This is a genomic window from Exiguobacterium sp. MH3, from assembly GCF_000496635.1.
GTDB classification, from domain to species: Bacteria; Bacillota; Bacilli; order Exiguobacteriales; family Exiguobacteriaceae; genus Exiguobacterium_A; species Exiguobacterium_A indicum.
Genome location: NC_022794.1, coordinates 2,835,798 through 2,848,311, shown reverse-complemented (window position 1 = coordinate 2,848,311; position 12,514 = coordinate 2,835,798). Strand labels below are relative to the sequence as shown.

General features: G+C 50.1%; 12 protein-coding genes. 3 read left to right on the top strand and 9 right to left on the bottom strand.

All coding sequences use genetic code 11. The features are described 5' to 3' along the window. Positions 1–123: 123 nt before the first annotated feature. On the top strand, positions 124–726 hold the full coding sequence (gene wrbA / locus U719_RS14720) for an NAD(P)H:quinone oxidoreductase (protein ID WP_023469582.1): 603 nt from the start codon (positions 124–126) through the stop codon (positions 724–726). Positions 727–787: 61 nt separating this feature from the next. On the opposite strand, the gene U719_RS14715 is transcribed toward wrbA, so the two are convergent. Both U719_RS14715 and U719_RS14710 read right to left on the bottom strand, forming a co-directional pair. After that, positions 788–3,220, bottom strand: a complete 2,433-nt coding sequence (locus U719_RS14715; RefSeq protein WP_023469581.1) for an ATP-binding protein — start codon at positions 3,218–3,220, stop codon at positions 788–790. Between the two features lie 216 nt (positions 3,221–3,436). After that, a complete protein-coding gene (locus tag U719_RS14710) occupies positions 3,437–4,450 on the bottom strand; it encodes a zinc-binding alcohol dehydrogenase family protein (RefSeq protein ID WP_041255581.1) in 1,014 nt (337 codons plus the stop codon). Positions 4,451–4,639: 189 nt separating this feature from the next. On the opposite strand from U719_RS14710, the gene U719_RS14705 reads away from it, so the two are divergent. Beyond that, entirely contained in the window at positions 4,640–5,080 is a 441-nt protein-coding gene (locus U719_RS14705) for a hypothetical protein (RefSeq protein WP_023469579.1), read from the top strand. A gap of 71 nt (positions 5,081–5,151) precedes the next feature. Here U719_RS14705 and U719_RS14700 read toward each other — a convergent pair whose 3' ends face one another. From U719_RS14700 to U719_RS14685, 4 genes are all read right to left on the bottom strand, one after another. Further along, positions 5,152–5,664: a PCYCGC motif-containing (lipo)protein gene (locus U719_RS14700; RefSeq protein WP_023469578.1), complete on the bottom strand. Its 513-nt coding sequence runs from the start codon at positions 5,662–5,664 to the stop codon at positions 5,152–5,154. Between the two features lie 76 nt (positions 5,665–5,740). Continuing rightward, entirely contained in the window at positions 5,741–6,658 is a 918-nt protein-coding gene (locus U719_RS14695; protein ID WP_023469577.1) for a metal ABC transporter substrate-binding protein, read from the bottom strand. Beyond that, a complete protein-coding gene (locus U719_RS14690) occupies positions 6,655–7,500 on the bottom strand; it encodes a metal ABC transporter permease (RefSeq protein WP_023469576.1) in 846 nt (281 codons plus the stop codon). The genes U719_RS14695 and U719_RS14690 overlap by 4 nt, the downstream gene beginning before the upstream one ends. Beyond that, the gene (locus U719_RS14685) at positions 7,497–8,234 is read right to left on the bottom strand and encodes a metal ABC transporter ATP-binding protein (RefSeq protein WP_023469575.1); all 738 of its coding nucleotides are present in this window, start codon (positions 8,232–8,234) and stop codon (positions 7,497–7,499) included. The genes U719_RS14690 and U719_RS14685 overlap by 4 nt, the downstream gene beginning before the upstream one ends. Before the next feature lie 227 nt (positions 8,235–8,461). Here U719_RS14685 and mgtE point away from each other — a divergent pair, with 227 nt between their 5' ends. Beyond that, the gene (gene mgtE / locus U719_RS14680) at positions 8,462–9,814 is read left to right on the top strand and encodes a magnesium transporter (protein ID WP_023469574.1); all 1,353 of its coding nucleotides are present in this window, start codon (positions 8,462–8,464) and stop codon (positions 9,812–9,814) included. A gap of 53 nt (positions 9,815–9,867) precedes the next feature. Here the strand turns inward: mgtE and U719_RS14675 are convergent, their stop codons facing one another. Genes U719_RS14675 through U719_RS14665 form a run of 3 tightly spaced genes read right to left on the bottom strand, consistent with a single transcriptional unit; the run spans position 9,868 to position 12,439 of the window. Continuing rightward, a complete protein-coding gene (locus tag U719_RS14675) occupies positions 9,868–10,518 on the bottom strand; it encodes a hypothetical protein (RefSeq protein ID WP_023469573.1) in 651 nt (216 codons plus the stop codon). Positions 10,519–10,531: 13 nt separating this feature from the next. Next, the gene (locus U719_RS14670; RefSeq protein ID WP_023469572.1) at positions 10,532–10,861 is read right to left on the bottom strand and encodes a potassium channel family protein; all 330 of its coding nucleotides are present in this window, start codon (positions 10,859–10,861) and stop codon (positions 10,532–10,534) included. A gap of 12 nt (positions 10,862–10,873) precedes the next feature. Further along, complete coding sequence (locus tag U719_RS14665; RefSeq protein ID WP_023469571.1) at positions 10,874–12,439, bottom strand: sensor domain-containing diguanylate cyclase; 1,566 nt, start codon at positions 12,437–12,439, stop codon at positions 10,874–10,876. Between the last annotated feature and the right edge of the window lie 75 nt (positions 12,440–12,514).

Below are 12,514 nucleotides of genomic sequence, written 5' to 3'. Positions count from 1 at the left end.
TCGAAAAATTGGTCTATATTTCCTCTTGAATTCAAACAATTGACGTTAATTTGCGCAGAAAGCGGGAATAGAAAGCGTGTACGTCCATCGTCCGTCACTGTCTTTTAAAAAAGGAGCGAAGTCATGTCAAACGTGAAACTAGCGGTCATCTATTACAGCGCAACCGGAACGAACCATCAACTTGCCTCATGGGCAAAAGAAGCGGGAGAAGCGGCAGGAGCAGAAGTCCGCCTTGCGAAAATCAAGGAGACAGCCCCAGCAGAAGCGATTGCTTCGAACCCATTGTGGCAAAAGCATGCGGATGCCACACGTGATATCGAAGAAGCGACACCGGATCTACTCGACTGGGCAGATGCGATTATCTTTAGCGTCCCGACACGTTACGGTCATGTCCCAGGACAATTCCAACAGTTCCTCGACACGACAGGCGGACTGTGGGCACAAGGCAAACTCGTTAATAAAGTCGTCAGTGCGATGTCGTCGGCACAGAATCCGCATGGCGGTCAGGAAGCAACTGTTCTCGCAGTTTATACGACGATGTTCCACTGGGGTGCAATCGTTGCAGCACCAGGTTATTCGGATCCTGTCTTGTTCGCAGCGGGCGGAAATCCATATGGTACATCGGTCACTGTCGACCAAGACGGCAACATGGTCGAATCGGTCGAACCAGCCGTGCGCCATCAAGCGAAACGGACGGTTGAAGTGGCAAGCCGTCTCAACTCATAACATTACCTAATTCAAAAAGCGCCGGAATGCTGATTCGCATTCTGGCGCTTTTTCATATGCATCATGTATTTTGCGTCAACGGAAGTTCGACTGTGAACGTCGAACCTTGTCCTTCGATCGACTCGACATGGATTTCTCCATCATGCCCACGCGCAATTTCGCGACAGATTGAGAGCCCAAGACCAGTACCGCCGATTTGACGGGTGTCCGAATTGTCGACACGATAGAATTTTTGGAACAAGTTACTCATCGCAGAAGCAGGAATCCCGATACCCTCATCTTGAATCGCGACGGTGACACGTGACGCGTGTCGCGTCAGTTGGATATCGATCGTTCCACCAGCTGGTGAGTATTTGATCGCATTGTTGATCAGGTTACTGAACAATTGGCGAATCTTCTTCGCATCCCCTTCGACGATCAGCGGTTCGACGTTTCGGAATATTTCAATCGCGTGGGAAGACGACGACAGGCTATGCAACTGTTTCAAATCCCGAATCATCGCGACGATATCAAACGGTGCCATCTCATATTCCTGACGGTTTGCTTCCATCCGTTGCAGGTCGAGGAAGTCATTGATCAACAGCGAAAGACGTTCTGTTTCCGAATGGACCGCTTCGAGATACTTCTTCTGTCGCTTCGGTGGCAGGTCACGCTGAATCATCAGCTCAGTAAAGCCATAGATCGACGAGAGTGGTGTCCGCAGTTCGTGCGAGATCGTCGAGACGAGTTCGTTTTTGATCCGGTCAATCTCGACTTCGTTCGTCACGTCACGTAAGACGAGTAGAATCCCGCGGAACTGTCCACCATAATGAATGCTCTCGGAATACGTCTTGATGAAGCGTCGCTCGTGATCGATTGAGAAGGTGATTCCTTCACCGATTTCACGCTGAACGAACGTCTTTTTCAAGTAACGTTCGAATTCCGGTAGTTGGTCGACGCGATGCTTAAGTTGGACGACAGACGGAGTGATGTTCATCAGTCCGTTCTCATCGATACTGTCATCAACCGGATGGTCAAACAGATCGAGCAATGGTCGGTTGATCAATTGAATATCGCCTTCGGGTTCGATATAGACGATCGATTCACGAATCGAGTTCAATAGTCGCGCCGTTTTTTCCCGCTCACGTTCAATCTCGTCGAACGTCCGCATCCGCAAGAGTGACAATGCCAGCTGGCGCGCGAAGGCGGCTAGTTCTTCCTGCTCGTAACGATCAAACCGATCCTGATCGCGGGACAAGAAGATATAGGCGATGATCTCATTTTGACTCGGGTCAAGAACCGGTGTGACAGCGCGTGCGACTTCGTCCTCGAACTGTGTATGCGGTCGTTTATCTTGTCGCGATTCACGCAATAACGGCTCAATCGTTGGCATCCAATCCTCGACTGTGAGCGGTGTCTGTGGATAAAAGACAATATCGATGACTTTTGTTCCTTCTTTAAAGATCAGTGCGCCTTGATCAGACTGCGTGATCTCAACCATCTTTTGGATGACAGAAGGATAAGCACTGATGCTATCGCGCGATGCCAGTGTTTCGGTCAATTGGTTTCGTAGGCGCAAATGAGATTCGTTTCGTTGCGTCAGTTTTAAGGCATCTTCGAGATTGACGTTCGTCGACATCAATTGGTGTTTATTTTCAATCAAGGCTGTCGCCATCTGATGGAACGATTTACTCAATTCACCGATCTCGTCAGCACGGTTGAGTGGAATAAGTGGTAGCGTATGCTCACCGCTCGCAAGAAGCTTACTTTCTTTACTCAAGAGATGGATTTGTCGTGTCGTCCGTTCGATGAACGGGCGGACAATCAGCAAGATAACAAGGAATAGGACGAGCAGATTGACGAGCCAAATCCACTCAGCGTACTTTGTCTGGGTGACGAGTTGTTCTTTTGCACCGAGTTCTTTCGCACGGAGACTACTCCGATAGTTTGTGAATGTGCTCTCCATCGTGTTGACGCTTTTACGCATCGTCTCACTATTCGAGGCATTCATTTTGAATTTCCGGTTCGGGTCCCGTGGTACTTGTGGCATCATCGCCTTCAGACTTGGCATCTGCAAGAAACGTTCGTCGATCGTGCCTGACTGCTTCGCTTGAACATATTTAATCAAGCTTGGCATGACGAAGTTCGTATACGAGTTATAGAGCGACCGGATATCAGACGCATAGATTTGATCCGCTTTGTAGAGACGATTTTTCTCAAACCAAGCGGTCTGTTGTTCAAGTGAGGCTTTTTTTTCATCAATCACGTCGAGCACGGCATCGTCACCGAAGACGATATAGCCCCGCATCTCGTATTGAAGGGACTGCCAATCGTCCCAAAGTTTCGTCGCTCGATCTTCACGTAAGCTGATCGCATCGAGCTCCTGTTTCGCATCCGTGACTTGGTGGTTCGTGTAAAAATAAGCAGCCAGGGAAGAGATCGATAGTGTGATAAGAATGAGATAAAACGACGACATGATCTGTCGGCTGATCTTTTGATTGAACCATTTTCGCATATGGATTATGGATGCTCCTTTGTCTATGTGTATCAAGCGTCGATTAGATGTATTACATTGGAATATTTGTTACCGTAATCGTACATTTTTTAGACGAATAAATATAGTCATAATGCTTAAATTATCTTCAAAGTAAGAGATTCAGGTTCACAAAGAAAACAAAGAACGATAAAAAAAGCAGAACGGGATTTTACTCCCATCCTGCTCCGATGCCCATTAATGATGTTCGACGACAATCTTCCCAATCGTTTTTCCGCTTTCGACAAGACGATGTGCTTCTTTTAGGTTGTCGGCATTCATGCCGATTAGCGTCTGTGTGACCGTCGTCTCGAGTGTATGCTCTTCGATCCATGCTGCGACTTGCGTCAGAATCTCATGTTGGCGGATCATGTCCTCTGTCTCGAACAGCGGACGCGTGAACATGAACTCCCAAACGAACGTCGCACTCTTTTGTTGGAGCGCACTTAAATCGAGTTTTTGATCTGTCTCGACGATGCTACAGATTTTCCCTTGCGGTGCAATTACATCGACCATCGTCTCAAAATGTTGGTCCGTCGCATTGAGACAGAAGATATAGTCGACGTATTTGTAGCCGAGGGCTTCCAGCTGAGGACGTAATGCCTCGTGGTGATTGATCGTATGATGTGCACCGTGTTCCTTCGCCCAATCAATCGTCTCGTCACGCGACGCCGTTCCGATGACGGTCAGCCCAGCGTGATTCGCGAGTTGTGTTGCGATTGAACCGACACCACCAGCAGCTCCAATGATGAGAATCGTCTTCTCGAGATTCGACTTAGCGTCAAACGTCAATCCGAGACGATCGGTCAATGCTTCATAAGCTGTCAGCGTCGTCAACGGGAGAGCAGCGGCTTCACTGAACGTCAACCGTTCCGGCTTTTTGGCGACGATCCGTTCATCAACGAGTTGGAAGTCACTGTTTGACCCAGGGCGCTGAATCGCACCGGCATAATAGACTTCATCACCGACTTGGAAGAGGGAGGCATCATCGCCGACTTCAATGACGACTCCGGCTGCATCGTAACCGATGACCTTCGGGGCGTCTTCGTCTTTCCCGTGAGCACGGACTTTCGTATCGACCGGGTTAACCGATACGGCTTTGATCTCAACCAATAAATCGTGTCCGGTTGCTTCCGGGCGTGGCAGTTCTAAATCAATCAGACTCTCTTGTTCCGTTAGTGGTAAGTGTCGGTGGAAACCGACAGCGGACATGTTCGACATCGACAATCATCCTTTCCAGATAGGAATCGTTTCTCTCCATCTGTTCCACCCCCGCTCGGTCTTAAAACCAATTGCGAAACTTTGAAAACCGATTCCCCTTCTGTCGTCAACGTAAGAATGCTGGATAGATATGGTAGCATATGAGAGTAGCTATCAACTTTTGAGAAGGAGCGATTTTGTATGTATGACGTCATCTCTCTACCGGCAGGACCGACTCAAGTCACGATTGAACGTTACCTCGTCCATGCGCATCCGCACCCACGTCCGTATCGACCCGCGCGTTTGATTGCCTTGCGTCAAAGTGGTGGCGTCATGCATCGACTGTATCGCACGGAGCGGGAAATCGTGCTCTCTCCGCACGAGGCACTTGCCCCACAAGTCCAGCGGCTCTCGTTCTCACAACAGGAGCGTGTCCTTGCGTATATCGAAGAACGTCGCGCGAGCTTCGGTTTTGATGAAGGGGAGGAATACAAATTTTACTTACTGGAAGTAGCGTATGAACTCCGTCATCTACCACGAACGGATCGACCGATTCGGGCGCATACGTACTATCAACTGGATGAGCTGTTGTCGGGTCGGCCGCTCGTCTTGCGAGCTAGAAGTCAAGAGCGCTCCACATGAGACAGAAAAACAGAACATGAAAAAGCAGTCCGCCTTTCCTGACATTCATCGCGAGGAGGGCGGACTGTTTTTTAAAGTGCCGGAGTTGGCGTCGGTGTGACACCGGTCTTCTTATAAGCTTGATCGATGGCAGTCCGGATTTCTTTGACGGAGCTACCTTTTTGATAAGCGACGATCGACTGCGCTGCGATATCGAGACAGGTGCCGCACGTAATGCCGTGCGTCGTCCAGGTCGTGGAACTAGCAGTCTGCTCTTCGATGAAGCAGTCATAGTTGCTTGTATGACCAGCAGATTCACCACAACCGCAATAACACGGCATTTTTTTCAAGAGATCGGGATGTTTAGCGACGGAGCGGTAAATCGTCTGGATCGACTCATCCTGTTCGTTCAGAAAAGCGGGTAACGTGTCTGGTCCCGCGGTCTTCTCGAGTTGATCACCAGCACCGTGGCTGGCATGGTCCGCATGATCTCCGTGATTCGTCTGTTCTGTTTTTGGAGCACCCGTTTGATCAGCTGTTCCGCATGCAGCGAGCAACAGGCTGATACTAAGGGGAAAGGCGTAACGATATAGTCCTGTTTGCATAATGTGCCTCTCTTTCATCGTCTTGCCTTCATTATAAGGAAAGACGTATCGAGAAGGCGTGACGATTTGTTGACGCTTACTTGGCGAGTGCTTCCGTGATCGTCTCGATGTTTGCTTGCATCATGCTGTAGTAGGTGTCGCCATCCTTACCCGGTGCACCGAGTGAGTCGGTGAAGAGAGTACCACCGATCGGAACACCAGTCTCCCTTGAGACGGTTTCCATGCTCCGCCGATCGACGCTCGTTTCGACGAACAGGACAGGGATATCTTGCTCCTTGATCGTATCGACGATCCGGCGGACTTGAGCCGGAGTTCCTTGATTATCTGAGTTGATCTCCCAAATATAATCCGCTTTGACGTCATAGGCAGTTCCGAAGTATTTGAAGGCTCCTTCGCTCGTGACGAGATGACGTTCTGCTTTCGGAATAGCGGCAAACTGCTTTTTCGCTTCCTGATCAAGCGTCTGCAATTTTTTAATATAGGCATCGGCATTTTTTTCGTAGTCGGCTTTGTGCTTCGGATCTTCCTTGATTAATGCCTGCTTGACGTTTTCGACGTAGCGAATCCCATTGCTTATATCGAGCCATGCATGCGGATCAGTCTCCGATTCTTTGCCCTTCGTCGTCAGGTATTTCGGTTCGACGCCTTTGCTTAAACGATAGACTGGTGCGTCAGACGCGTCTTTGCCAGTCGTTGCCCGGAGTTTATCGAACCACGCACCGCCGGCTTCCAGGTTCAACCCGTTGTAGAAGACGACGTCAGCATCTGCCATCGCTTGTACGTCTGCTGGAAGTGGATCATACTCGTGCGGGTTTGCCCCAATCTTGACCATGCTGTGGACATCGACATGTTCACCACCGACCTCACGTGCGAGGTCAGCGAGAATCGAATATGTCGCAACGACCTTCAGCTTCCCGTTATCTTCTGCAGGTGTCGAACAAGCAGCAAGCAAGACCGTGCTGAGGAGGACGAACAGAAAAAGTTTTAATTTCATACAGTAGACTCCTTTCTTTTCCGGTGACGCATCAGACCGTGACGTGGTGAGAAGACGAAGACGAGGGCGAACAACGTCGTCGCGACGAGGACGATCGACGCACCGGAAGATAGATTATAGGTGAAGCTGAAATACAGTCCGATGATGGCGGACAACGTACCGAAGCCTCCCGCTAGGAACAGCATCCGTGAGAGGCGGTTCGTCAGTAAATACGCGGTCGCTGCCGGTGTGATCAGCATCGCGACGACGAGGATGATGCCGACGGTCTGAAGTGAAGCGACGGTGACGAGTGTTAGTAACGTCATCAGTCCGTAATGAATCCAACGCGTCGATAGTCCATAGGCTTGCGCCATCGTCGGATCAAACGAGCTGATCAGCAACTCTTTGTAGAACAAGAAGATTCCACCGAGGACGATCAATCCGATGATGACGGTCATCCACATGTCGCTCGGACGGACCGCGAGGACGTTACCAAACAGAATGTGATAGAGATCGCTACTGCTACGCAAGAACGAAATCAGGATGATCCCGAGGGCGAAGGCGGATGTGAACATGATTCCGATTGCCGTATCGTTCTTGATGCGACTGTTCTGGCTAACGAAGCCGATTCCGAGTGCGGTCACGAGTCCTGTGACAACGGCGCCGATCAGGAAGTTGATCCCGAGTAGGTAGGAAATCGCAACACCAGGTAAAACGGCGTGCGAGATTGCATCCCCCATCAACGACATTCCGCGAAGGATGATGAAACAGCCGATCACACCACAGATGATGCCGACCATGACGGCGGTGATCATCGCTTTTTGTAAGAACTCATACTGAAGTAATGCCTCGATGAACGTCATGCTTGTCCCTCCTTGCGTCGTTCGAATAGCGGTAAGCCATACGCTGGTTCGAGCCATTCCGGTGTCAAGATATCAGACGGTGGACCGACAGCGATCAGTTGTTTGTTCAACAGCATCAATGTGTCGAAGTAGTCTTCTGCTTTATGCAAATCATGGTGGACGACGACAATCGTCCGCCCTTCGGCTCGGAGTGTCCGTAAGAGCTCGATGATCATCTGCTCACTCGCGACATCGATGCCGACGAACGGTTCGTCCAGCAATAGTAGCTCTGCTTCTTGGGCAAGGGCACGCGCCAGAAAGACCCGTTGTTGCTGTCCGCCTGACAGTTCACCGATTTGGCGTTCAGCATGATCGGACATACCGACGCGTTCGAGACAATCCATGGCGAACGCTTTTTGTGCTTTCGATGGTCGTTTGAATAAGCCGAGCTTCGGATAACAGCCCATCAACACGACGTCCTGCACACGAACCGGGAAATCCCAATCAATTGCACTTCGTTGTGGAACATAAGCGACGCGTGACCGGACGTCTTCGAGTGATTGGTCGAGCACGCGTAACTGCTCGATACGAGCCGGGATCAGACCGAGGACGGCTTTTAAGAATGTGGATTTACCAGCACCGTTCGGTCCGATGATGCCAATCAACGAAGCGACCGGGAGGCGAACGGACACTCCGTCGAGTGCATGGGTATCAAAATAAGAGACGGTGAGACGATCAACGTCAAGGGCGTACATGAATGATCACTCCTTTGGTTTTGTGGTATATAGAAGGAAAGTTTCCTTAGGGCAAAAAATAGGGTAAAAATTTTAACTCCAATCACTGGAAAAAGATTCGGTCTACAAATAATGTTTCCTTAAGGCAAACTTTAAAGCCATAGGAAACAGATGTCAACTGTTTTTCGATATCGATCGCGAATCAACTCGTGCTAAGATGAAAAGGCAGAATACAGGGGGTGAGGAGATTGCGTCAGACAGCAGAACAACAATGGAAGTGGTTATTGCTCGATGCGCTCGCGAAGGAAAAGCGGGAGCAAGCACAGCAAGTCATCGAAGAGGTCTATCCGTATGATATCGCGCAAGTGTATGAAGAGTTGGGCGAAGACGATCAGGCACGACTCCTCGACTATCTGGATCACGAGCGATTGGCGGATGTCCTCGAGGAGCTCGAAGGGGAGCAACGTCTCGCCGTCTTACGTCGTTTAGACGTCGAGCGTGCCGGGCACGTCCTCGATTTAATGGAGAACGATGACGTCGCGGATTTACTCGAGGAACTTGGACCGGAAGAGACCGACCGCTTGCTTGGAAGCATGCGGACGGACGAGGCTCTGATCGTCCGCAATCTCTTGACGTATCCACCGGAAACGGCAGGGCGCTTGATGACGAACCGGTTCATCTGGGTCGGAGAGGATTTCACGGTCGGTGAGACAGTCGAGAAGATGCGCGACTACATCGAATATTCGGAGACGATCAACTATGTCTACGTCGTCAATCAACTCAGTGAACTCGTCGGTGTCATCTCATACCGGGATGTCATCTTAGCTGAAAATACGGAACGGATTAGTGACGTCATGGAGACGAAGGTGATTCGGGTAGCGGCAGAGACCGACCAGGAAGAAGTCGCGCAATTGTTCGAACGCTATGATCTCGTCTCGTTACCCGTCGTCGAGGGCGACATTCTCGTTGGATTGATCACGGTCGATGATGCGCTTGACGTCTTACGGGAAGAAGCAAACGAAGACATCGAGAAACTCTCGGCATCCGGTAAATCGATTGATTTCGAGACGAAGCCGTGGATTGCTGCGACCCGTCGTTTACCGTGGCTCGTCTTGCTACTGTTCATCGGGCTCGTCTCTGGATCAATCATCAGTCAGTTCGAAGAGACGCTCTCAAAAGTCGTCGCGCTCGCCTTCTTCATGCCGATGATTGCTGGTATGACCGGAAATACCGGTACCCAATCGCTCGCGGTTGTCGTCCGCGGATTGATCACGCGTGAAGTCGATAAGCGGGTCGCGACTCGGTTGATCCTACGGGAGCTCTGGGTTGGTTTAATCATTGGTGTCATTTGTGGTATCTTGATCGCCATCATTGCCTACGTCTGGCAAGGGAGTGCCGTCTTGGGTCTTGTCGTCGGCAGTTCGCTCGTCATCACGTTGATCTTTGGGACGCTTGCTGGAACAATCATTCCGCTCATCTTACATCGTTTAAAGATTGACCCGGCGATTGCATCCGGACCATTGATCACGACGTTGAACGATATCTTATCGCTCCTCGTCTACTTCGGGATTGCAACGGCATTCATTAGCCGCTTGATGTAAAAAAACCGAACCGATTCATCTTCGTCAAGAGGAAGGGAATCGGTTCGGTTTTTTCATGTGTGATCATTCGTCGTGCGAATCCAGATCGCGAGTGGACCAACGTCGTCAAAGCCGGCTTCAAGCGCTGTGATCAGGTGATCGCCATACTCGTAACCGACGAGCGATTGACCGGGAAAATGTGCTGAACTCAAACGTGCGATATCATCCCATAAGCGTTCGTCGAGGTAATCGGAATTGACGTACGTCAGTCCGGTCGTCACTTGATTCGAGTAGGCGATGCAACTTGCTTGTTGCGCCTCCGAATAGAAGAATCGGACAGCGGGATGTTGCCATAACGTTGTGGGCAACTCCGGTGTTGCCTGGATCGACTGGAAGCGAGCGAACTGATCGAGATCCGTCACGACGGACCAATCGACGGGAAGAGCACGGCGATCGAGTATGGCAGGGCGGGTCATCCATTCCGCTGTGAACAGATGACTGAGACCGGCACTCGAGAAATCATAGCTTGCCGTGCAGTCCTTGATACTGTAGGCATCCGTGACACCAATTCGCTGATGGGGAAGCCGGACCATAAGTTCCGGATAATAGCTTGGTACGTTTCCTTGAGCGAGCCAGGTCGAATCAGTTTCTGTCACCCGGCAACCGGCTGATTCACAGACGAGGCGACACCAATCGAAATTATTTTGGATGGCAGCTTGGCGCATGGATCATTCCCCCTTATTCATCCTCCGGTTGTTTAATCAGGACATACGATAACGTGGCAATCAGTGTTAAGAACAGCCCGCAGCCAATCGTGATGTATGCCATCGTAAAGACCTTACCGAGCGTCGTCGTCGGAACGAACGTTGGATGCCCAACCGTACTTAATGTCGTGATACAAAAGTAAAGTGCATCCACTATCGACAGGTTTTCTTCCGTGCTATAGAAGATCGTACCGGAAACGAGTGTCAACAGGCAGAGAATCAATAGACCACGAAAGTAAGATAAGTGAAAGGCGCGGCGCAATCCCTTGAATAAGCGTGAAAAAATCGTCAGTACAGAAATCATGGAATCTCTCCTTTAGGATCGTTGCGTCGAGTCCATCGTATCATGAATGAAATAATCGTTCTTTCCGGCATGTTTGACACGATACATCGCTTGGTCAGCATGCTGAATCAGCGTGTCGAGATCGACGCCATGATTGGGTGAGTAACTGAGTCCGATGCTCGTTCGGATTTCAATGGTTTCTTCAGCGAACCGGTAAGGGTTGTCTTGCAAGTACGTCAACAGGTCTGCGGCATAAGTATGGAGCGTAGCGACAGACGGATGACGATAGAGTAAGAAGAATTCGTCGCCACCGACACGGGCAGCGAATCCATTCTGTTCCGCATGGTGTTCTAGTAGGCGAGCGATATGAATCAAGAAGGCGTCACCGATTTGATGTCCATACGTATCGTTGATCGCTTTGAAACCATCGAGGTCGACGACGATGATCGCGATATGATCAAGTTCGAGTAACTCTTGCGCTGCACGTTCATAAAAGCTCCGGCGATTCGCAATCTTCGTCAACGGATCGTGGTAGGCGAAGAAACGAATCGTCTGCTCCGCTTCCTTGAAGGACTGGATATCACGAATCAACAGCATCCCGTGCAGCTCTTGTTCGATGAAGACGAAATCGGCATCCATGACGACGTAGCGTTCTTGTTGTTGTGCTGTCAAAATCTTCGTCTCGAATTCATTGAACTTACGTTGCGATAAAAAGTGCGTCATATAATGCAGCGACCAATCGGCTTGTTTTTTATCCGGCAAGTAGGTCGAAAACGTACATGCCGTTAAGTCATCGGTCTCAAACAGCCGATGAGCGGCTGGGTTGGCACTCTCGATTCGTCCATCCCGGTCGAGCAGCAGGATTGCCGAAGGATTCAAATTGTAGAGCGTCGCGAAACGCTTCTGATAGGACGCGAGATAATCGAATCGGCGCATTGCGATTGCCAGTGCTCCTGCCCAGAACAAACCGCCATACATATAGGCATACGGTGGCATGATGCCGTAGAACGACCAGTAGCCGAAGACGATATCCCACGCGAGAACGAGAATCGCGACACTGAGTAAGACGTTGATAATGCCACGACGCGCATCTTTCAAGTGTGTCCGTGCGTACACGAGCAGACCGATGACGAGGAGATGGAAGATGTTCCCGATCGTCATCGTCACTAGATATTGTGTGTTGAATTCAGGATAGATGAACTGTCCGACCTGTGTGAATTGCTGACTGTTGATGACGTTCGTCTGGAATACGTATGTCGTCAGCACGACGCCCATCGGAAGATAGAAGATCCATGGGTACAGTAAACGTGGCATTCGTTTCCACAAATTCGAGACGCGAAAGATGAAGTGGAGCGATGTACTGAAGACGATCAGACCAGCATTTCCGAACCAGTAGGTCACGAATGCCGGACTAAACTCGATCGGGGAGGCATTCCGGAAAAATTCACCAAGGAACAACATCCCGTAAGCGAACGTGAATAAGCTAAGCAGTCGGTGTTGCGGACGTGATGGATTGCGTAAAAATATATCAATCGACATGTAGAACATGATGAAGGTCGGAATCAGATAGACGATCGTAAAAAGAAACAAGGATGGCATGGCGTTCCGCCCTTCTAGATAATTTTTAGGTAGATAGTCTCAGTATAGTGGGCGAAGATTGCTTAGGCGGATTGA

Excerpts from the sequence above, each read along its gene's own strand:
- U719_RS14700 (WP_023469578.1), bottom strand. The coding sequence starts at position 5,664 with ATGCAAACAGGACTATATCGTTACGCCTTTCCCCTTAGTATCAGCCTG.
- U719_RS14705 (WP_023469579.1), top strand. The coding sequence starts at position 4,640 with ATGTATGACGTCATCTCTCTACCGGCAGGACCGACTCAAGTCACGATT.
- U719_RS14665 (WP_023469571.1), bottom strand. The coding sequence starts at position 12,439 with ATGCCATCCTTGTTTCTTTTTACGATCGTCTATCTGATTCCGACCTTC.
- U719_RS14675 (WP_023469573.1), bottom strand. The coding sequence starts at position 10,518 with ATGCGCCAAGCTGCCATCCAAAATAATTTCGATTGGTGTCGCCTCGTC.
- U719_RS14670 (WP_023469572.1), bottom strand. The coding sequence starts at position 10,861 with ATGATTTCTGTACTGACGATTTTTTCACGCTTATTCAAGGGATTGCGC.
- U719_RS14695 (WP_023469577.1), bottom strand. The coding sequence starts at position 6,658 with ATGAAATTAAAACTTTTTCTGTTCGTCCTCCTCAGCACGGTCTTGCTT.
- U719_RS14690 (WP_023469576.1), bottom strand. The coding sequence starts at position 7,500 with ATGACGTTCATCGAGGCATTACTTCAGTATGAGTTCTTACAAAAAGCG.
- U719_RS14685 (WP_023469575.1), bottom strand. The coding sequence starts at position 8,234 with ATGTACGCCCTTGACGTTGATCGTCTCACCGTCTCTTATTTTGATACC.
- wrbA (WP_023469582.1), top strand. The coding sequence starts at position 124 with ATGTCAAACGTGAAACTAGCGGTCATCTATTACAGCGCAACCGGAACG.
- U719_RS14710 (WP_041255581.1), bottom strand. The coding sequence starts at position 4,450 with ATGTCCGCTGTCGGTTTCCACCGACACTTACCACTAACGGAACAAGAG.
- U719_RS14715 (WP_023469581.1), bottom strand. The coding sequence starts at position 3,220 with ATGCGAAAATGGTTCAATCAAAAGATCAGCCGACAGATCATGTCGTCG.